This is a genomic window from Variovorax paradoxus, assembly GCF_030815975.1.
Classification (GTDB): Bacteria; Pseudomonadota; Gammaproteobacteria; order Burkholderiales; family Burkholderiaceae_C; genus Variovorax; species Variovorax paradoxus_N.
On sequence record NZ_JAUSXL010000002.1, the window covers coordinates 3,741,438 to 3,758,607 of the forward strand.

General features: G+C 67.8%; 21 protein-coding genes and 1 pseudogene. 14 read left to right on the forward strand and 8 right to left on the reverse strand.

What is annotated here, in order from left to right:
* Nucleotides 1-32 precede the first annotated feature (32 nt).
* Together QFZ47_RS21295 and QFZ47_RS21300 are read left to right on the forward strand one after the other, a co-directional pair.
* Nucleotides 33-551 (forward strand): GNAT family N-acetyltransferase, encoded by a 519-nt coding sequence (locus QFZ47_RS21295; RefSeq protein WP_307657517.1) that lies wholly within the window; start codon nt 33-35, stop codon nt 549-551.
* A gap of 75 nt (nt 552-626) precedes the next feature.
* A pseudogene (locus tag QFZ47_RS21300) lies at nt 627-1,536 on the forward strand (DUF808 domain-containing protein).
* A gap of 28 nt (nt 1,537-1,564) precedes the next feature.
* On the opposite strand, the gene QFZ47_RS21305 reads toward QFZ47_RS21300, so the two are convergent.
* On the reverse strand, nt 1,565-1,777 hold the full coding sequence (locus QFZ47_RS21305; protein WP_307657518.1) for a hypothetical protein: 213 nt from the start codon (nt 1,775-1,777) through the stop codon (nt 1,565-1,567).
* Nucleotides 1,778-1,805: 28 nt separating this feature from the next.
* Nucleotides 1,806-2,993 carry a YncE family protein gene (locus tag QFZ47_RS21310; protein ID WP_307657519.1) on the reverse strand — a complete coding sequence of 396 codons (1,188 nt, stop codon included), beginning with the start codon at nt 2,991-2,993 and terminating at the stop codon, nt 1,806-1,808.
* Between the two features lie 108 nt (nt 2,994-3,101).
* On the opposite strand from QFZ47_RS21310, the gene QFZ47_RS21315 reads away from it, so the two are divergent.
* From QFZ47_RS21315 to QFZ47_RS21325, 3 genes are all read left to right on the forward strand, one after another.
* Nucleotides 3,102-3,374 carry a DUF2164 domain-containing protein gene (locus QFZ47_RS21315; protein ID WP_307657520.1) on the forward strand — a complete coding sequence of 91 codons (273 nt, stop codon included), beginning with the start codon at nt 3,102-3,104 and terminating at the stop codon, nt 3,372-3,374.
* Nucleotides 3,375-3,732: 358 nt separating this feature from the next.
* On the forward strand, nt 3,733-3,873 hold the full coding sequence (locus QFZ47_RS21320) for a hypothetical protein (RefSeq protein WP_307657521.1): 141 nt from the start codon (nt 3,733-3,735) through the stop codon (nt 3,871-3,873).
* Between the two features lie 60 nt (nt 3,874-3,933).
* Nucleotides 3,934-4,731, forward strand: coding sequence for an enoyl-CoA hydratase/isomerase family protein (locus tag QFZ47_RS21325; RefSeq protein WP_307657522.1), 798 nt, complete (start codon nt 3,934-3,936; stop codon nt 4,729-4,731).
* A gap of 16 nt (nt 4,732-4,747) precedes the next feature.
* Here the strand turns inward: QFZ47_RS21325 and QFZ47_RS21330 are convergent, their stop codons facing one another.
* Together QFZ47_RS21330 and QFZ47_RS21335 are read right to left on the reverse strand one after the other, a co-directional pair.
* Nucleotides 4,748-5,851, reverse strand: a complete 1,104-nt coding sequence (locus QFZ47_RS21330) for a M14 family metallopeptidase (RefSeq protein WP_307657523.1) — start codon at nt 5,849-5,851, stop codon at nt 4,748-4,750.
* A 41-nt stretch (nt 5,852-5,892) separates the two neighbouring features.
* Complete coding sequence (locus QFZ47_RS21335; protein ID WP_307657524.1) at nt 5,893-7,254, reverse strand: MFS transporter; 1,362 nt, start codon at nt 7,252-7,254, stop codon at nt 5,893-5,895.
* 135 nt (nt 7,255-7,389) lie between these two features.
* On the opposite strand from QFZ47_RS21335, the gene QFZ47_RS21340 reads away from it, so the two are divergent.
* Nucleotides 7,390-8,295, forward strand: coding sequence for a LysR substrate-binding domain-containing protein (locus tag QFZ47_RS21340; protein ID WP_307657525.1), 906 nt, complete (start codon nt 7,390-7,392; stop codon nt 8,293-8,295).
* Here the strand turns inward: QFZ47_RS21340 and QFZ47_RS21345 are convergent, their stop codons facing one another.
* Nucleotides 8,296-8,958 (reverse strand): glutathione S-transferase N-terminal domain-containing protein, encoded by a 663-nt coding sequence (locus QFZ47_RS21345; protein WP_307657526.1) that lies wholly within the window; start codon nt 8,956-8,958, stop codon nt 8,296-8,298.
* A 114-nt stretch (nt 8,959-9,072) separates the two neighbouring features.
* On the opposite strand from QFZ47_RS21345, the gene zigA reads away from it, so the two are divergent.
* On the forward strand, nt 9,073-10,266 hold the full coding sequence (gene zigA / locus QFZ47_RS21350; RefSeq protein WP_307657527.1) for a zinc metallochaperone GTPase ZigA: 1,194 nt from the start codon (nt 9,073-9,075) through the stop codon (nt 10,264-10,266).
* 14 nt (nt 10,267-10,280) lie between these two features.
* Here the strand turns inward: zigA and QFZ47_RS21355 are convergent, their stop codons facing one another.
* Entirely contained in the window at nt 10,281-10,748 is a 468-nt protein-coding gene (locus QFZ47_RS21355) for a Fur family transcriptional regulator (protein ID WP_307657528.1), read from the reverse strand.
* Nucleotides 10,749-10,857: 109 nt separating this feature from the next.
* On the opposite strand from QFZ47_RS21355, the gene QFZ47_RS21360 reads away from it, so the two are divergent.
* The 7 genes from QFZ47_RS21360 to QFZ47_RS21390 all read left to right on the forward strand — a co-directional run bounded on the left by QFZ47_RS21360 (nt 10,858) and on the right by QFZ47_RS21390 (nt 16,177).
* Nucleotides 10,858-11,523 carry an alpha/beta hydrolase gene (locus QFZ47_RS21360; protein ID WP_307657529.1) on the forward strand — a complete coding sequence of 222 codons (666 nt, stop codon included), beginning with the start codon at nt 10,858-10,860 and terminating at the stop codon, nt 11,521-11,523.
* A gap of 50 nt (nt 11,524-11,573) precedes the next feature.
* Entirely contained in the window at nt 11,574-11,885 is a 312-nt protein-coding gene (locus QFZ47_RS21365) for a putative quinol monooxygenase (protein ID WP_307657530.1), read from the forward strand.
* Nucleotides 11,886-12,046: 161 nt separating this feature from the next.
* The gene (gene gshA, locus QFZ47_RS21370; RefSeq protein WP_307657531.1) at nt 12,047-13,603 is read left to right on the forward strand and encodes a glutamate--cysteine ligase; all 1,557 of its coding nucleotides are present in this window, start codon (nt 12,047-12,049) and stop codon (nt 13,601-13,603) included.
* A 180-nt stretch (nt 13,604-13,783) separates the two neighbouring features.
* Nucleotides 13,784-14,164, forward strand: coding sequence for a response regulator transcription factor (locus QFZ47_RS21375; protein WP_307657532.1), 381 nt, complete (start codon nt 13,784-13,786; stop codon nt 14,162-14,164).
* Between the two features lie 114 nt (nt 14,165-14,278).
* A complete protein-coding gene (locus tag QFZ47_RS21380) occupies nt 14,279-15,202 on the forward strand; it encodes an SDR family NAD(P)-dependent oxidoreductase (RefSeq protein WP_307657533.1) in 924 nt (307 codons plus the stop codon).
* Nucleotides 15,203-15,309: 107 nt separating this feature from the next.
* The gene (locus QFZ47_RS21385; protein WP_307657534.1) at nt 15,310-15,741 is read left to right on the forward strand and encodes a nuclear transport factor 2 family protein; all 432 of its coding nucleotides are present in this window, start codon (nt 15,310-15,312) and stop codon (nt 15,739-15,741) included.
* On the forward strand, nt 15,731-16,177 hold the full coding sequence (locus QFZ47_RS21390) for a MerR family transcriptional regulator (RefSeq protein ID WP_307658987.1): 447 nt from the start codon (nt 15,731-15,733) through the stop codon (nt 16,175-16,177). Before QFZ47_RS21385 ends, QFZ47_RS21390 begins: the two co-directional genes overlap by 11 nt.
* Before the next feature lie 21 nt (nt 16,178-16,198).
* Here QFZ47_RS21390 and QFZ47_RS21395 read toward each other — a convergent pair whose 3' ends face one another.
* On the reverse strand, nt 16,199-16,558 hold the full coding sequence (locus tag QFZ47_RS21395) for an HPF/RaiA family ribosome-associated protein (protein ID WP_307657535.1): 360 nt from the start codon (nt 16,556-16,558) through the stop codon (nt 16,199-16,201).
* 95 nt (nt 16,559-16,653) lie between these two features.
* Entirely contained in the window at nt 16,654-17,082 is a 429-nt protein-coding gene (locus QFZ47_RS21400; RefSeq protein WP_307657536.1) for a CBS domain-containing protein, read from the reverse strand.
* Nucleotides 17,083-17,170 lie beyond the last annotated feature (88 nt).

Genomic DNA, 17,170 nt, shown 5'->3' on the forward strand with positions numbered 1-17,170 from the left:
ATACGCAGTTCCTTTTGATTTCCCCCGCATCCATGTCAGATTACGAAGTTCGCCCCGCCACCATGCGCGACGCCAAGGCCGTCGCCGAAGTCCATGCCCTGGCCGCCAAGGCCGCCTACGAAGGCATCCTGCCCGAAGAAGAGCTGCGCCTGCTGGCGCCCGCTTCGCGCGAAGCCAAGTGGCGCGAAGCCATCGAATTCAGCGAACCGCAGGTGCAGGTGGCGGTGCAGGACGGCGAAATCGTCGGCTTCGTCGGCTTCGACCGCTCGCGCGACCCCAAGACGCCGTCCACCACGGGCGAGATCTGGGCCCTTTACGTCAAGCCCGAGCATTGGGGCAAGGGCATCGGCGTGGCCCTCTGGGATGCCGCGCGCGAAGGCCTCGAGGAAGAGGGCTGCACCACGGTCACCGCATGGGTGCCCATTCGCAACGACCGCGCCATGCGTTTCTTCGAGCTCGCCGGCTTCAAGCGCGAAATGAAGACCGCCAAGACCACCGCGCTGGGCACCGTGCGGGTCGAGGAGATCCGGCTCAAGCGCAGCGTCGCCTGACGCGTACGGGTATTGCTGGCGGGCCCCGCGCTTGCGGCTAAGCTCGCCGCTTTCTTTTTCAGACCGACCTCTGCCATGGCCACCAGCCTGCTCCTGCTGCTCGACGACATTGCAACCGTCCTGGACGACGTCTCGGTCCTCACCAAGGTCGCCCGCCAAGAAGACGGCCGGCGTGCTCGGCGACGATCTGGCGCTCAACGCGCAGCAGGTCTCCGGCGTCAAGGCCGACCGCGAACTGCCGGTGGTCTGGGCGGTGTGCAAGGGCTCGTTCATCAACAAGCTCATCCTGGTGCCCGCGGCGCTGGCCATCGGCACCTGGCTGCCCTGGCTGGTCACGCCGCTGCTGATGGTTGGCGGCGCCTTTCTTTGCTTCGAGGGCTTCGAGAAGCTGGCTCACAAGTTCCTGCACAAGCAGGAACATGAAGCCGACACCGCGCGCCACGAACGCGCCGTGGCCGACGAGGCCGTCGACGTGGTCGCGGTCGAAAAGGACAAGATCAAGGGCGCGGTGCGCACCGACTTCATTCTTTCGGCCGAGATCATCGCCATCACGCTGGGCACCGTGCAGGGCCAGTCCTTTGTCACGCAGCTCACCGTGCTCGCAGGCATTGCGCTGATCATGACCATCGGCGTCTACGGCCTGGTGGCCGGCATCGTGAAGCTCGACGACGCGGGTCTCTACCTGAGCCGGCAGGCGGGCAAGGCCGCGCAGGCCCTGGGGCGCGGCATTCTCGCGGCGGCGCCCTGGCTCATGAAGGGGCTGTCGATCGCGGGCACCGCGGCCATGTTCCTGGTGGGCGGCGGCATCCTGGTGCACGGCGTGCCGGCCTTCGGCCACGCCATCGAGGACTGGACCGCGGCCACCGGCGGCGTGTTCGGTGCGCTCGGTTCGATGGGCGTGAATGCCGGGGTGGGCCTTGTCGCCGGCGCCATCGTGCTGGCGGCTGTGGAACTTGTAGTCAAGCTGCGCGGCAAGAAGGGCTGAGCCTCTCGATGCCGCCAGGCGCCAGCTTTCACTGGCGCGACTTGCCGCGCTGGAACAGGCCAACGCCGACCAGCGCCGCACCCAGCACCAGCGCGAACCAGCCGACCAGGTAGGCGCCGGCCACCATGTCGAACCAGCGCGTGCCCTGCAGGAAGCGCGGCGCCAGCAGAACGGCGGCGCCGATCACCAGGCAGAGGATGCCGCGTTCGAGCGTGCGGAGTTGTCTTTTGGGTTGCGCCATGGCTTCTTCGTCGGGGTAGTGGGTTGCGTCAGTGCGTCATTGTCCCGCGCATTGCGGCCGGATGCCCCTGCAGCGGAAACGACTGGCCCGTCGGCACCAGCGTATCGCCGTCGACGCGCAGGATCGTGATGTCCTGGTCGATGAAGTTGCCCACGTAGAGGTACTTGCCGTCGGCGCTCCACACCGCGCCTTCGGGCAGTCCGCGCACCACCACCTCGTTGGCGCGCGTCACCTTCTTGCCATCGATCTTCAGCAGCACCACCGAGCCGTTGCGGTTGTAGAAGTAGGCGCTCTTCGACGCGTTGCTGCCGCGCAGGATCACGGCCACGGCGTGCTTGCCGGTCGGGCTCACGGCCAGGCCTTCGGGGCCGTCGCCCACCACCACCTTGTCGACCACGCGCGGCGGTGTCGCTTCGAGATCGATCACGCTCACTGTGTCGATCTGCCCGTCGGATGCGCCCGAGTTGCCGTTGTCGGCCGTGAGCGCGAGCTTGCCGTCGGGCGTCACGTCGACGTTGTAGGGCCAGAGGCCAGCCGCGAGATCGACCTTGTTGTAGCTGACCTTCTCGCCGTTCACCTCGAGCAGCGCGATCTTGTGGCTGGTGAACTTGGCCGCCAACGCGCGCTTGCCGTCGGGCGTGAAGCGCACGTGTGCCACGGAATCGCCCATGGCGACGGTGTCGATCAGCGTCACCTGCTTGCCCGCGATGCGCAGCACGCTGACCGAGTTGTCGGCGCGGTTGGCCACCAGCGCAAGGTTGCCCGCGCGGTTGATCGACAGGCCCGAAGGCTGCTTGCCCACGGTGAGTGTGTCGATCAGCCTGGGCGGCGTGGTGCTCAGGTCGATGACGAAGAGGCGGTTGTCCGGCACCTGCTTGCGCACGCCGTTCTCTTCGACCACGTTGAGCGAGTTGGCCACCAGCGCCAGCGTTTCGCCGGGCGTGATCGCGAGGTTGGTTGGCGGGCCGGCGATGGTGTTGTCCAGCTGCAGCGTGCCGACGAGCCTCGGTGCGAGCGGGTCGGTGCCGATGTCGAGCACCTGCACCGTGTCGCGCCCCATCGGCGCGAGGATCACCGCGCCGGCGTCGCTCCATGACTGCTTTTCGTCGTTGGCGACCAGCATCAGCTGGCGCTGCGGCACGGTGGGGGTCAGGGAGGTGCAGCCCGCGAGGGCAGCCAAGGCAAGGGCGGCCAATGCGGCCGGGTGGAACTTCATGAGGCGGTCTCCGTGTTGTAGTAGGTCTTGGTGCGGCGGGCCGCGCGCGCCCGCAGCGCATGGTAGCGGCACAATCGATCGGCCCGACATCCACCCAGAGCAGTCCGCATGACCATCGAAATCTCCAAGGAAGCCCGCCAGCAGGCGATCGCGTCGATCGAGCGCTATTTCATCGAGAACATGGAAGAGAAAATCGGCAACATCGCGGCCGGCGCTCTGCTCGGTTTCTTTCTCGAAGAGGTCGGCCCCGTCGTCTACAACAAGGCCGTGGCCGACGTGCAGGAGCGGCTGCAATCGCGCATCTCGGAGGTCGACCTCGAAGTGCATGAAGACGAATTCCAGTACTGGCGCAAGTTCGACAAGCAAAAAAAGGGCAGGTAGCTGCGCTTGGCGTCGCGCGTACGCATCGCCTGCCATTCAAAGATGCTTCCAAACGTTGCAGAATCCCAAGCCATGCAACCACACCGTCCATCTTTCCGCTTCGCGCCTTCTTCGCTGCTGCGTACTCTTGCCGCCGTGCCGTTCGTACTGGCTGCCTCCCTCGCAGCCGCCCAGCAGGACCCCTCGTCGTTTCCGCTGGATTCGGTCGGCTACCTGAACGAGGAACTGCCGCGCATGGAAGCTGCCATCGCGGCCCGGGACCGCAGCTTTTTCCAAGGCGCAGTGGCCCGCACGGTGCAGTTTTCCGAGCGCTGGGGCTTCAAGGCGCAGGGCCAACCCCGATCTCGCCAAGTACCCGATGTGCACCGAGGCGGTGATGGACTATGTGGTCGTCGGCATGTGCAGGCTCAATCCCGCGAGCGATGGGTGCGAGCCCGGGCTGGCGCCGCGCTTCGAGGCGAATGTGCAGCGCTGCCGCGAGGTGGCGGCGCGAAAATAGGCGTCCCGTCTTTCGACGAAAAAGAAAGTCCCCGCAGGCGATGCGGGGCGGAGACACGCCATGGACTACACGCGCTACCAGACCCTTGCCATCACGCGCCGCGGCATCAACGATGCGGTGCTCGACATCCAGATGCGCGCCACCAACGGCAAGCTGCCGACGGCAGGCCATGATGGCCACCGCGAACTCGCCGAAATCTGGCGCGACGTGTCGGCCGACGACACGGTGCGCTGCGCGGTGCTGAGGGGCGAAGGGCTGGGCTTCTCGGGCGGCGGCGACCTGGCAATGGTGCAGGACATGACCACCGACGATGCGGTGCGCCAGCGGGTCTGGAAAGAGGCGCGCGACCTCGTCTACAACATCATCAACTGCGACAAGCCCATCGTGAGCGCGATGCATGGCCCGGCCGTGGGCGCCGGTCTGGTGGCGGGGCTGCTGGCCGATATTTCGATTGCCGCGAAGGGCGCGAAGATCGTCGACGGCCACACGCGCCTCGGAGTGGCGGCGGGCGACCATGCGGCCATCGTCTGGCCGCTCCTGTGCGGCATGGCCAAGGCCAAGTACCACCTGCTGCTGTGCGAGCCGGTGAGCGGCGAAGAGGCCGAGCGCATCGGCCTGGTGTCGCTTGCGGTGGACGAGGCCGATCTGCTGCCGCGTGCCTACGAAGTGGCCGACCGGCTCGCGGCTGGCAGCCAGAGCGCGATCCGCCTGACCAAATACGCGCTCAACAACTGGCTGCGCCAGGCCGGCCCGGCCTTCGACGCCTCGCTGGCGCTCGAGTTCATGGGCTTCGCGGGCGCCGACGTGCGCGAGGGCGTGGCCTCGCTGCGCGAGCGGCGCGCGCCGAACTTCGGCTGAAGCCCGGCCCGCCGAATCAGGCCTTCTTCAGGCCCTGCAGCGTCTGCAGCAGCACCACGCGCGTCTGCCCCAGCACCATGCCCTTCCACTCGTCGTTGTCGCAGTAGAACGCGTCGCGCAGTTGCTGGCGGATCTCGCGCTTCTGCGCCTCGGGCGCCTCGGGGTGGCGGCGCAGCCAGGTGTCGGCGCGCAGGCAGGTCAGCACCTTGCTGTCGGGCAGGGTGCCGAATTCCAGGCCCATGGGCGCGACGCTTGCGTTGGGGCATTCGTCATAGGCAATGGAAACCACCGGCCCCGACACGTCGGCCGAGGCCGAGTCGCCGGCAAAGGGCGCGAACACGTCGGCACCCCACCAGGCGTGCGCCTGCGCAAGATCGGCCGGCGCGTTGCGGCCCGGGTAGATCTTCTCGCCATGGCCGTAGGGGCCGAGGCCGGTGTGGATGTCGATCCATCCGATGTGCGTGGCCGACGCGGCGTAGCTGCGGAGAATGGCGCGCATCGTGCGGTTGCTCCACGAGGGCGCGGTGCCGCCGTAGAAGAGACCGTCGGGCGAGCTGTACTGGCCCCGGGTGACGGCTGTGCGGAAAGCGCGCATGCCGTGTTTCTCGACATAGGCGGCCATGGCGGCTTCGTCGGCGGGCGTCGGCGGCCAGGCGGCGGGCAGTACCAGCGGCTCGACTTCGGCGTACTCCGCATTCACCGGCAGCGGCGCGCCGAAGTCGATGTGGTTGCGGTTCAGGTCGATGTTGTCTTCGTTGGTGCGGTGCAGGTGCGAAAAGCCGTGCGGATTGACCGCATGCACCAGCAGCAGCGCCACGCCTGCCTGCTCGAGCCGGCCCAGCAGGTCGGCGTCGTGGAGCGTGGCAAGCTGCGCGCCCGAACCGCAGAAGCCCTCGGGGCCGTGCGTGCCCGAGGTGACGAGCAACAGCTTCTTCGCGTCCCTGGCGCCGATCAGCGCCGCGTCGGTGGCCAGTTCCTCGCCGAGCGCGCCGCGGTGCGTCGGCAGCACGAAGGATTCGACCGCGGCGCCGCGCATTGCCGCGGCATCGAGGAACTTGGCGCGGGCTTCGGCGTACGTGCCCGAGAAGCAGCGGGTGGCGGCCGTGGATGGGGTGTGCATGGGTGGGGGCTTCCGTGCGTGGATGTCGTGGGTGTTGTTCGTCAGGCGGCTGCCGCGTGCGCGCCGGCCGCATCGATGTCGCGGCCCGTGTGGTCGCGCAGCCAGACGAGGCCGAGCAGCGACACCACCGTCATTGCCACAAGGTACCAGGCCGGCGCGAGCTTGCTGCCGGTGGCGTTGAGCAGCCAGGTGCTGATGAAGGGTGCAAAGCCGCCGAACAGTGCCACGCCCACGCTGTAGACCAGCGACATGCCGCTCGCACGCACCGCCTTCGGGAACATCTCGGGCAGCATCGTGATGCCCGGCACCGTCTGGGCCACCAGGCCGATGCTCAAGGCCCCGAGCACGGTGAACAGCACGGCGGGCGTCGGCGAGGCATTGAGCCACAGGAAGCCGGGGTAGATCAGCACGGCCAGCGCAATGCGGCTCCAGAGGATCAGCGGCTTGCGTCCGACCACGTCCGACAGCCTGCCCACGAACGGCGCCAGCGCGAACGAGATCAGGCCCGTGAGCGCTGCGCCGAACAGCGCCACCGAGGGCGTGAGCCCGAGTTCGCGCACGGCATAGGTTGGCATGTAGAAGGTCACCACGTAGGCCGCCGTGGTGCCGCCGACCAGCGAGAGAATGGCCGCCAGCACCGTCCGGCCGTGCTGCGTGCAGACGATCTTCAGGCTGCTTTCGCGCGGCGCGGCGGCGGCCTCCGGCGAGATGTGCAGCGACTCCTCCAGGTGGCGGCGGATGTACATGCCCACGGGCGCGATCAGCATGCCCAGCACGAAGGGCACGCGCCAGCCCCAGCTCTGCATGGCCTCTGGCGTGAGCGAGAAGCTCAGGCCGCCCACCACCACGGCGCCGAGCATCACGCCCAGGCCCTGGCTCGCGAACTGCCAGCTGGCCATGTAGCCGCGGTTGGCCGGCGTGGCGTGCTCGACCAGCAAGGTGGTCGAGGCGCCCACCTCGCCGCCGGCCGAGAAGCCCTGGATCAGCCGCGCCAGCACGATGACGATGGGCGCGGCCACGCCGATGGCCGCATAGGTGGGCGTGAAAGCGATCAGTGCGCAGCCCAGCGCCATCAGGAAAATGGTGAGCGTCATCGCCTTCTTGCGGCCCGCGCGGTCGGCATACGCGCCGATCACGATGCCGCCCAGCGGCCGCATGATGAAACCCACGCCGAAGCTCGCCACCGTGAGCAGCAGCTGGCCGTAGGAATCGAAGGTCGGAAAGAACAGCTTGCCGATCACCAGCGCGAGAAAGCCGTAGACGGTGAAATCGAAGAACTCCAGGCCGTTGCCGATGGTGGTGGCGACGATGGTGCGGCGCCGGCTGGCGCGCGTGGCAGCGGGGATGGCGGAGCTCGCGGGGTTCGCGGGGGTCGCGGGGGTCGCGGGGAAAAGGGCGCTCATGTCTCTCCAGTGTCTTGTTGCAGTGGCAGGCCGCCGGAAAGAAGCCCGATCGGCGTCGGATGCTAAAGAGTGGGTGCGCTGCTGAAAAGACAATAATTGGGCGATGACGATAACTTTTGGTTGTCATTCTTTCCCATGAAACCCAATCAGTTGCATGCCTTCGTGGCGGTGGTCGAGCAGATGAGCATCCGCGCTGCGGCGCGCGTGCTGGGGCTTTCTCAGCCCGCGGTGACCAAGATCGTTCGCGAACTGGAGCGCGAGGTGGGCGCGCCGCTGGTGGAGCGCAGCGTCAAGGGCGTGCGGCTCACCGAGTACGGCGAGGCCTTTGCGCCGCGCGCGCGGCTGCTCCTGGCCGACATGCGGCGCGCACGCGACGAGATCGCGCAGATCCGCGACGGCGTCAAGGGCACGGTGTCGATGGCCGTGAGCGCCTCGTTCGCGCTCACGGTACTGCCGGTGGCGTTCAAGGATTTCCACACCCGCCTGCCCGCGGTCCAGGTGCAATTCAGCGAGGCCGTGCTGCCGATGATGCTGTCGCGGCTGCGCGAGGGCTACCTGGATTTCGCGGTCGCGCATGTGGTGCCCGGCACGCTCGACGCGGAGTTCGAGGCGCTCGAGCTCTTTCCGGTGCAGCTGGTGATCGGCATGCGCGAGCGGCATCCGCTGCGCGCGAGCCGGTCGCTGCGCGAGCTGTACACGGCCGAATGGATACTGCCTGGCGACGGCGACCACTTCAGCGGCCGCGACACGATCTCGCCGCTGCTGCCGCTTGGCCTGCCGCCGCCGGCGCGCGTGATCCAGGGACAGTCGGTCACCGTGGCGCTGGCACTGGTGGGCACCATGGACCTGATCGGCATGTTCGTGGAGCCGCTGGTGCGGCTGGCCTTCAAGCGCCACGGCATCCGCCGGGTCGAGGTGGAGGAGCCGCTGCCCACGCTCAGCGTGTGCGTGATACGCCGGCGCGGCCAGTTGCTGACGCCGGCCGCGCAGCACTTCGTGGAGTGCATTCAGCGCGCTTCCTCGGCTGCGATGAATGCCTGATCAGGCCGGCGGGTAGGCGGCGCCCGCTTCGCCCGGGGTCCAGGGTGGGTACTTGCGCATCGCGCGCTCGAACAGCGGCGAGGCGGTCCAGTCCGCCCGCCAGGCACGCAGCAGGGGCCAGGGCTGGCTTTCGAACCACGCGGAATCGACCATGGCGAACTGCCGCACGAAGGGCATGACGGCGGCATCGGCCAGCGCCGCCCGCGCGCCGAAGAGTTGTTGTCCGGAGCCACTGGCGAGCCGCGCTTCCAGCTCCAGCAGGAATTGCGCGCCCAGCTCGCGCGCGCCGGCGGATGCGTCCGCGTACCGGCCCGGGTACTTGTAGCGGTCCAGCTGCGGCTTGAAGCCGTTGTCGCACGCGGCCACGAGCCCGAGCATGTCGTCGAGCGTGCCCGCGCCGGGCGCCAGCCAGTGCAAAGGATCATTACGGCGCAGCGCCCACAGCATGATGTCGAGGCTCTGCTCCAGCACGGTGGCATCGGGCAGCAGCAGCACCGGCACCGTGCCCTTGGGCGAGGCGGCGAGCATGTCGGGCGGCTTGTTCTTCAGCACCACTTCGCGCAGCTCGCAGTGCCGGCCGCTGGCGGCCAATGCCAGCCGGGCGCGCATCGCGTAGGGGCAGCGGCGAAAGCTGTAGAGGACGGGAAGGCGAGGGTCTTGCATCGAGCGCAAGAGTCTATGCGCGCGGCCGCAGCGGCGAAACCCCGCTGGCACTCAAATGCAACTGAGTTGCGTTGGTTCATATAATGCAATTCTGTTGCATATAGGGCCATCCCCATGATCGACCGCCTTCCCGTCACCGTGCTGTCCGGCTTTCTCGGCGCCGGCAAGACCACGCTGCTCAATCACATCCTGCACAACCGCGAGGGCCGCCGCGTGGCGGTCATCGTCAACGACATGAGCGAGGTCAACATCGACGCGGCCCTGGTGCGAAACGGCGGTGCCGAGCTCTCGCGCACCGACGAGAAGCTGGTCGAGATGAGCAACGGCTGCATCTGCTGCACGCTGCGCGAAGACCTGTTGCTCGAAGTGGGCCGGCTCGCGAGGGAAGGGCGCTTCGACCAGCTCGTGATCGAGTCGACCGGCATCTCGGAGCCGCTGCCGGTGGCCGAAACCTTCACCTTCGCCGGCGAGGACGGCCAGAGCCTGGCCGACGTGGCGCGCCTGGACACCATGGTGACCGTGGTCGATGCCTTCAACTTCCTGCGCGACTACGGCTCGCCCGACAGCCTGGGCCAGCGCGGCGAGTCGCTGGGCGACGAGGACACGCGCACCGTGGTCGACCTGCTGATCGAGCAGATCGAGTTCTGCGACGTGCTGGTGGTCAACAAGACCGACCTCGTGACCGCCGAGGAGCGCGAGCGCCTGGTGGCCATGCTGCGCAGCCTCAATCCGCGCGCACGCATCGAAATTGCGGCGTTCGGCCGCGTCGCGCTCGACCGCGTGCTCGACACCGGCCTGTTCGACTTCGAGCAGGCCGAACGCGCGCCCGGCTGGCTGGCCGAACTGCGCGGCGAGCACCAGCCCGAGAGCGAGGCCTACGGCATCCGCAGCTTCGTCTACCGCGCGCGCCTGCCGTTTCATCCCCAGCGCTTCTGGGCGCTGGTGCAAAGCGAGTGGGAGGGCGTGGTGCGTTCCAAGGGATTCTTCTGGCTTGCGAGCCGCGCCACACGGGCGGGTTCATGGTCGCAGGCGGGCGGCGCCTGCCGCTACGGCGTGGCGGGTTTGTGGTGGGCCGCCGTGCCGCGCGAACATTGGCCTGCCGACGAGGAAGCGCTGGCAGCCATCCGCAACAACTGGGACCCGGCCACCGGCGACGCCCGCCAGGAGCTGGTGCTGATCGGCATCGGCATGGACGAGGCGGCGCTGCGCGCGCGGCTCGATGCCTGCCTGCTGACCGAAAGCGAAATGCGCGGCGGCGCGGCATCGTGGGCGAAGCTGCCCGATCCTTTTCCGTCCTGGAACCTGTAGCTGGCCCCCGGGCCTCAGCCCCTGCATTCCCCGCAGGTGCCATGCAGCGTGAGCGCGGTGTGGCGGGTGTCGATGCCCTGCTTGCGCAGCTCGCGGCCGAGCCGGCTCATCACCTTGGGCAGCTCGGGATCGGAGGGCAGCGCGAGCACCTTGTGGCACTGGTCGCATTCGAAGGTGTTGCCCGAAGCGGCTTCCACATGGCGCGAGAAGCGGTTGACGCGGTCCGCGCCCACGCGGCGGTCGCACAGGCCGGCGTCGACCAGGCGGTCGAGCACGCGGTACACGGTGACGCGGTCGGGCGCTTCTCCGGTGGCAGTGGTGTAGGCGGCCACCACGTCGTCGTGCGTGAGCGGCTGGGAGGCGTGTTCCAGCAGTTCGAGCACGGTTTGCGCGGCGCGCGTCACGCGCAGCCCGCTGCTGCGCAGCAGGGTTTCGCTGTCGGGCGCCGTGGCGGCAAGGGGGGGCTTCGGATGCGGGCTCATGAGGGTTCCGTGGAACCGACATTGTGTTGCATTCCGTGAGCCCGCGCCCCGGGCCGCCCGAATGCGCTAAGGTCTGGTTTTTCGCGTTTTTTGAATACCTTCTACCGCCATGTCCAGTTCCCCGATCGAAATCGAAACCGCTCCCCATCCCACCGCCACGGTGATCGTGATGCACGGCCTGGGCGCCGACGGAAACGATTTCGTGCCGATTGCCAATGAACTCGACCTGTCGAGCGTGGGCCCGGTGCGCTTCGTGTTTCCCAATGCGCCGGTCATCCCCGTCACCATCAACGGCGGCTACCGCATGCCGGCCTGGTACGACATTGCCGAGGCCGACCTGGCGGCGCGCGAGGACGAGGCAGGGCTGCGCCGCTCGCAGGCCGCCATCGAGGTGCTGATCGCCCACGAGAAAACCCGCGGCATCGCGGCCAGCCGCATCGTGGTGGCCGGTTTCTCGCAAGGCTGCGCCATGGCGCTCCTGACCGGGCTGCGCCACACCGAGCGGCTGGCCGGCATCGTCGGCCTCTCGGGCTATCTGCCGATCGCCGCCACCACCGCGGCCGAGCGGCATGCGGCCAACCACGACACCCCGGTGTTCCTGGCCCACGGCCGGCAGGACCCGGTGGTGCCGCTCGACCGGGCCTTGCTGTCGCGCGATGCGCTCACCGCGCTGGGCCATCCCGTCGAATGGCATGAGTACGCGATGGCGCACTCGGTCTGCATGGACGAAATTGCCGACCTGAACCGGTTTCTTCTGCGCGTGCTGGCCCGCTGACCACTTTCAGCGCCTTCACGCCAACCGCGAAAAACGAAGGAGACGACACAATGATCCTCGTCATCGGACACGCCATGGCGAAGCCCGAAACCCTGCAGGCGATGCTGGCCATCAGCGTGGAGCATGTGCTGCGCTCGCGCACCGAGCCTGGCTGCATCTCGCACGAGGTCAGTGCCGATGTGCAGCAGCCGCTGCGGCTCAGCTTCGTGGAGCGCTGGAGCGACATGGCGGCGCTGAAGGCGCATTTCAGTGTCGAGGCATCGCGCGCCTTCGGCAAGGCGCTGGCCGCCATGGCCGACGGCATGCCGCAGATCTCCGTCTATGAGTGTGACGAGATCGATCTGGCGGTGGCGCGCGCCTGATTCCGGGCGCCCCTCAGCCTTCGGAGCTGCGAATCACATGAACCCAGCTATCAAAACAATAGCGCCGCGCAGCATAGCGGATGCCGGGATTCCCTGCACGAGCAGTGCCTGCGCGGCCGTGCTACCTTCCAGCCCCTCAGAGATAGACGGGTCATAACAATATGAGCAGCAGATTGCAGGAGAGGCTGGGTGCGCTCTCAGCCGCGCGGTTGAAGGGCATGCGGCGCGGCATCGAGAAGGAAAGCCTGCGCGCGCTGCCGGACGGCAAGCTCGCGCTCACGCCGCATCCGCTGGCCCTTGGATCGGCGCTGACCCATCCGCACATCACCACCGACTTCAGCGAATCGCAGCTCGAGCTCATCACCGGCGTGCATGCCAGCACCGAGTCGGCGCTGGAGGAGCTCACGCGCGTGCACCAGTTCACCTACCGCGTGCTGGCTTCGCTCGGCGACGAGCGGCTCTGGGTGTCGAGCATGCCCTGCGGCCTGCCGACCGACGAAACCATTCCCATCGGGCGCTACGGCTCCTCGAACGTGGGGCGCGCCAAGAGCGTCTACCGCATGGGCCTGAGCCACCGCTACGGGCGGCGCATGCAGACCATCTCGGGCATCCACTACAACTGGTCGCTGCCCGATGTGTCGAGCGAGCAGTATTTCGCGCTCATCCGCAACTTCCGGCGCCATGCCTTCCTGCTGCTGTACCTGTTCGGCGCTTCGCCCGCGCTGTGCTCCAGCTTTGTCGCGGGGCGTCCGCACGAGTTGCAGCCGCTGGGCGACGGCAGCATGTTCATGCCGCACGGCACTTCGCTGCGCATGGGGCGCCTGGGCTACCAGAGCGACGCCCAGGCCTCGCTGGCCGTGAGCTACAACAGCCTTGAGGGCTACGGCGCTTCGCTGCAGGACGCGCTCACGCGGCCCTGGCCGGCCTACGAGGCGATCGGCATCCGCAATCTCGGCGGCGACTACAACCAGCTGGCCACCAGCCTGCTGCAGATCGAGAACGAGTTCTACGGCACGATCCGGCCGAAGCGCGTGATCAACCCCGGCGAGCGCCCGCTGCATGCGCTGCGCGAGCGCGGCGTCGAGTACGTCGAGGTGCGGCTGATGGATCTCGACCCCTTCGAGCCGGTGGGCATCGACGCCCAGACCATGCGCTTTCTCGATGTGTTCCTGCTGCAGTGCCTCTTGAGCGACAGCCCGGCCGACACGCCGCAGGAAATCGCCGAACTGGCCCACAACCAGCACCTCACGGCGGCGCGCGGACGCGAACCGGGCCTGCAGCTCTTGCGCGGCGGGCGCGAGGTGGGGCTGGCCGACTGGGGCATCGAACTGGTCGAGCAATGCCGGCCCATTGCCGCCGCGCTTGACGCCTCGAGCGGCGGCACCCAGCATGCCGGCGCGGTGCACGCCGCGCTGGCCGCGCTGCAGAACCCCGACAGCCTGCCTTCGGCGCGCGTACTGGCTGCAGTGGAAGAGCGCCATGGCAACTCTTTCATCGGCTTTGTGCGCGCGCAGTCCGAGCAGACCCGCGCCACGCTGCTGGCCCTGCCGTTCTCGGCCGGGCAGCAGGCCGAATTCGAGCGCATGACCGAGGCATCGATCCAGGAGCAGAAGCGCATCGAGGCCGCCGACACCATGCCCTTCGAGATCTACCGCGAGCAATACGTGTCTCCCGCGCGCCTGGGGATCGGCCGCGGGCGCATGGCCGTCGCGGCCTGACTGTCCTCCGGTTCGCACTGCCACACTGCCCGCCTGACGACAGGTGCGAGGGGCAATGGCCTACAGGCATTGGCCGGCATGGCTCACCGTGCGCGCCGCTGTCAGGGCGACCATGGGCGGCATGCATCCCGCAAGCTCCCGATCTTTGTTCCGGCCCACGCCTCGGCCGGAAATTCCGGCATGACTTTCAAGGCCTACCTTGTCGAGGACAGTGCCCTCATCCGTGAAAACCTCGTCGGATTCCTCCACGACGTGGCCGATGCGGACGTGGTGGCCTGCGCCAGCAGCGAGGAAGAGGCCGTGCAGTGGCTGAATCATCACCGCGACGACTGGGACCTGGCCATCGTGGATCTTTTCCTGGAGCGCGGCAACGGCCTGGGCGTGGTCAGGGCCTGCCGCCACCGCGCGGCCAGGCAAAAGGTGGTGGTGCTGAGCAACTACGCCACTTCCGACATGCGCCAGCGCTCCGCGCAACTGGGCGCCGATGCCTTCTTCGACAAGTCGGCCGAACTCGACCAGCTGGTGGCCTACTGCGAAACGCTGCGTCACGCGCGCGACTGAGCTTGCGCCCGGCCGGCCCGGCCGGCGCGCCTTTCTGGGGTAAAAACGCCACGCGGCCGCCGTGGCGGCCATCGGCACACCCCCAATCCCCAAGGAAAGCAGCGAGACCAGCACATGAGCAACAGCACCATCGACTTCAAGGGCCGAGTGGCCATCGTCACCGGCGCGGGCGGCGGCCTGGGCCGCCAGCATGCGCTGGCCCTGGCGGCGCGCGGCGCCAGGGTGGTGGTCAACGACCTGGGCGGCGCCGGCGACGGCTCGGGTGCCTCGGTGAGCGCGGCGCAGGCCGTGGTGGACGAGATCGAGGCCGCGGGCGGCCAGGCCATGGCCAACGGCGCCTCGGTCACCGACTTCGAAGCGGTGCAGGCCATGGTGAAGCAGGCGGTCGACGCCTGGGGCCGGGTCGACATCCTGGTCAACAACGCCGGCATCCTGCGCGACAAGAGCTTTGCCAAGATGGAGCTCGCCGACTTCAGGCTGGTGGTCGACGTGCATCTGATGGGCGCGGTGAACTGCACCAAGGCCGTCTGGGCGCTCATGAACGAGCAGAAGTACGGCCGCATCGTCATGACCACCTCGTCTTCCGGCCTCTACGGGAACTTCGGCCAGAGCAACTACGGCGCCGCCAAGCTGGCACTGGTGGGGCTCATGCAGACGCTGAGCATCGAAGGCGCAAAGAACGACATCCGCGTCAATTGCCTGGCGCCGACCGCGGCCACCCGGATGACCGAGGGATTGATGCCGCAGGAAGTGCTGGACGCGCTCAAGCCCGAGGCCGTGGTGCCCGCCATGCTGGTGCTGGCCGCCGAGGACGCACCGAACCGCACGATCCTCTGCGCGGGCGCCGGCGCCTTCGAGGCCGCGCACATCACCCTGACGCAGGGTGCCTGGCTCGGCATCGGCGCGGACACGCCCGAGCAGCTGGCCGCGCGGCTTGCCGAGGTGACGTCGCGCGAGGGCGAGATCGTGCCGCAGAGCGGTACGGCCCAGGGCAGCAACGAGGTCGGCAAGGCGATGGCGAACGCCGGGAAAGGCTAATAACCCCTGCGACTTCGTTCACGGCCGCTTGACCTCGAGTGCACTCGAGCATTTCCAATGGATTCACCGGGGCTTCCGGTTCATTCACCCATCCGAGGAAAGCAGCCATGGACACGACAGACGACAACAAGGCGCTGGTGCAGCGCATTCATTCCGAACTGGACAAGGGCAACGGCCAGCTCTTCATCGACAGCCTGGCCGACGACGCCAGCTGGACGCTGGAAGGCAGCACGCCGTGGTCGCGCACCTACGCGGGCAAGGCCGCGATCCGCGAAGACCTGCTCAAGCCGCTGTTCGCGCAGTTTGCCGGGCCCTATGTGAGCCAGACCGAGCGCATCATTGCCGAGGGCGACCGGGTGGTGGTGCTGTTCAGCGGCGACGTGCCCACCCGGGCCGGCAAGCGCTACAACAACCGCTACTGCTACATCTATCGCATCGAAGGAGGCAAGGTGAAAGAGCTGACCGAGTACTTCGACACCGCACTGGTCCAGCAGGCGCTCGAGGCGCCGCCCGCTGCATTCCATGCCCATGCCGGCTGACAACAGGACGCCCTTCCACATCGGCGAGCTGGCCCTGCGCACCGGCCGCACCGTGCACGCCATTCGCTGGTACGAAACGCAGGGCCTCGTGCCGGGCGTTGCGCGCGACGAAGGCGGACGGCGCCTGTACGGCGAGCTGCACGTCGGCTGGCTCGACCTCATGGACCGGCTGCGCCGTACCGGCATGTCGATTGCCGAGATGCGCGAATACACCGCGCTGGCGCTGCAGGGCAAGGCCACGCTGCGCCAGCGCCGCGACCTGCTCGCCGCGCACCGCGCGCGCGTGGCCGAGACCATCGCCGATTGGAACCAGGCGCTGTCGCTGGTCGAGCGCAAGATCGATTTCTATGACGACTGGATGGAGAGCGGCCATCGGCCGCCCCTCATCCCCGCCGAAACGCCCCGCGTCCCGCCGCCCAGGCGAAAACCTCGGTGAGCGGCGCCGGGCCGCGCCTGGCTACTCCGCGATGAAGCCCGTGTCCTTGCGGATCGAATCGCGGTCGCGATGGTTGTTCAGGCGGCCCAGCGTGTTGTCCAGCAGGCGCTTGAGCTTGTCGGCCGCGCCGCGAAAGGCCTCGTCGAGGCTGGTGGCGTGCTGGGTGACGGCCAGCGGCTGATGGTGGGCAAGGCGTGCTTCCATCACGCAGCACTTGTCTCCTGCGCCGGCCTTGTCGTGGTTCTCGTCGCTCAGATGCACCTCGACGCGGGTGACGTCGTCGACGAAACGGCCCAGCTGCTGCTTGATTTCCGCATCGGCCCAGCGCTCCAGCGCGTCCTTGTTGTTGATACCGTTGCTCGTGTTGACCTGGATCTGCATGCCTTGTCCCTGATGATGTATGAATGAGTCTCTACTGTGCGCCCTGAACGGGTCCGCCGCGCGTAGGCATGTTCCCCACCTTGGGGCAGGCGGGGTCAACTCTGGATATAGGTCGTGAGCTGCGCGATGGTTTCCTCGTGGTCGGCAATGATGTCGTCCATCAGGTCCTGGATGGAGATCATTCCCACCACCTTGCTGCCGTCCACCACCGGCAGGTGGCGGAACTTGCGCTGGCTCATCAGCGCCATGCAGGCGCGTGTGCGGGTCTGCGGGGTGACGGTCATCACATCGGGCGTCATGATCTCGGAGACCTTGACCTCCTTGGAGTTCTTGCCCTGCAGCGCCACCTTGCGGGTGTAGTCGCGCTCGGACAGGAAGCCCACCAGCCTGTCGCCCTCCATCACCATCAGCGCGCCGACCTCGAAGCGCGCCAGGGTGGCCAGCGCATCGAACACGCTGGTGTCGGGCGAGGTGCGCCAGGCCGCGGAATCGTGGCGCTTGAGCAGTTCGGAGACGGGTTTCATCGCGGTAACTCCATCAAAAAGTTTGGCTTCGACCGACGCGTCCATGCGCCGCACTCGGTCAAATGATAGGGGCGATAGGCGGTGGAAC

Coding starts and splice junctions, on each gene's coding strand:
- QFZ47_RS21385 (WP_307657534.1), top strand. CDS start 15,310: ATGGACACGACAGACGACAACAAGGCGCTGGTGCAGCGCATTCATTCC.
- QFZ47_RS21375 (WP_307657532.1), top strand. CDS start 13,784: ATGACTTTCAAGGCCTACCTTGTCGAGGACAGTGCCCTCATCCGTGAA.
- zigA (WP_307657527.1), top strand. CDS start 9,073: ATGATCGACCGCCTTCCCGTCACCGTGCTGTCCGGCTTTCTCGGCGCC.
- QFZ47_RS21295 (WP_307657517.1), top strand. CDS start 33: ATGTCAGATTACGAAGTTCGCCCCGCCACCATGCGCGACGCCAAGGCC.
- QFZ47_RS21345 (WP_307657526.1), bottom strand. CDS start 8,958: ATGCAAGACCCTCGCCTTCCCGTCCTCTACAGCTTTCGCCGCTGCCCC.
- QFZ47_RS21340 (WP_307657525.1), top strand. CDS start 7,390: ATGAAACCCAATCAGTTGCATGCCTTCGTGGCGGTGGTCGAGCAGATG.
- QFZ47_RS21320 (WP_307657521.1), top strand. CDS start 3,733: ATGTGCACCGAGGCGGTGATGGACTATGTGGTCGTCGGCATGTGCAGG.
- QFZ47_RS21325 (WP_307657522.1), top strand. CDS start 3,934: ATGGACTACACGCGCTACCAGACCCTTGCCATCACGCGCCGCGGCATC.
- QFZ47_RS21305 (WP_307657518.1), bottom strand. CDS start 1,777: ATGGCGCAACCCAAAAGACAACTCCGCACGCTCGAACGCGGCATCCTC.
- QFZ47_RS21355 (WP_307657528.1), bottom strand. CDS start 10,748: ATGAGCCCGCATCCGAAGCCCCCCCTTGCCGCCACGGCGCCCGACAGC.
- QFZ47_RS21395 (WP_307657535.1), bottom strand. CDS start 16,558: ATGCAGATCCAGGTCAACACGAGCAACGGTATCAACAACAAGGACGCG.
- QFZ47_RS21380 (WP_307657533.1), top strand. CDS start 14,279: ATGAGCAACAGCACCATCGACTTCAAGGGCCGAGTGGCCATCGTCACC.
- QFZ47_RS21335 (WP_307657524.1), bottom strand. CDS start 7,254: ATGAGCGCCCTTTTCCCCGCGACCCCCGCGACCCCCGCGAACCCCGCG.
- QFZ47_RS21330 (WP_307657523.1), bottom strand. CDS start 5,851: ATGCACACCCCATCCACGGCCGCCACCCGCTGCTTCTCGGGCACGTAC.
- QFZ47_RS21400 (WP_307657536.1), bottom strand. CDS start 17,082: ATGAAACCCGTCTCCGAACTGCTCAAGCGCCACGATTCCGCGGCCTGG.
- QFZ47_RS21360 (WP_307657529.1), top strand. CDS start 10,858: ATGTCCAGTTCCCCGATCGAAATCGAAACCGCTCCCCATCCCACCGCC.
- QFZ47_RS21365 (WP_307657530.1), top strand. CDS start 11,574: ATGATCCTCGTCATCGGACACGCCATGGCGAAGCCCGAAACCCTGCAG.
- QFZ47_RS21390 (WP_307658987.1), top strand. CDS start 15,731: ATGCCGGCTGACAACAGGACGCCCTTCCACATCGGCGAGCTGGCCCTG.
- QFZ47_RS21310 (WP_307657519.1), bottom strand. CDS start 2,993: ATGAAGTTCCACCCGGCCGCATTGGCCGCCCTTGCCTTGGCTGCCCTC.
- gshA (WP_307657531.1), top strand. CDS start 12,047: ATGAGCAGCAGATTGCAGGAGAGGCTGGGTGCGCTCTCAGCCGCGCGG.
- QFZ47_RS21315 (WP_307657520.1), top strand. CDS start 3,102: ATGACCATCGAAATCTCCAAGGAAGCCCGCCAGCAGGCGATCGCGTCG.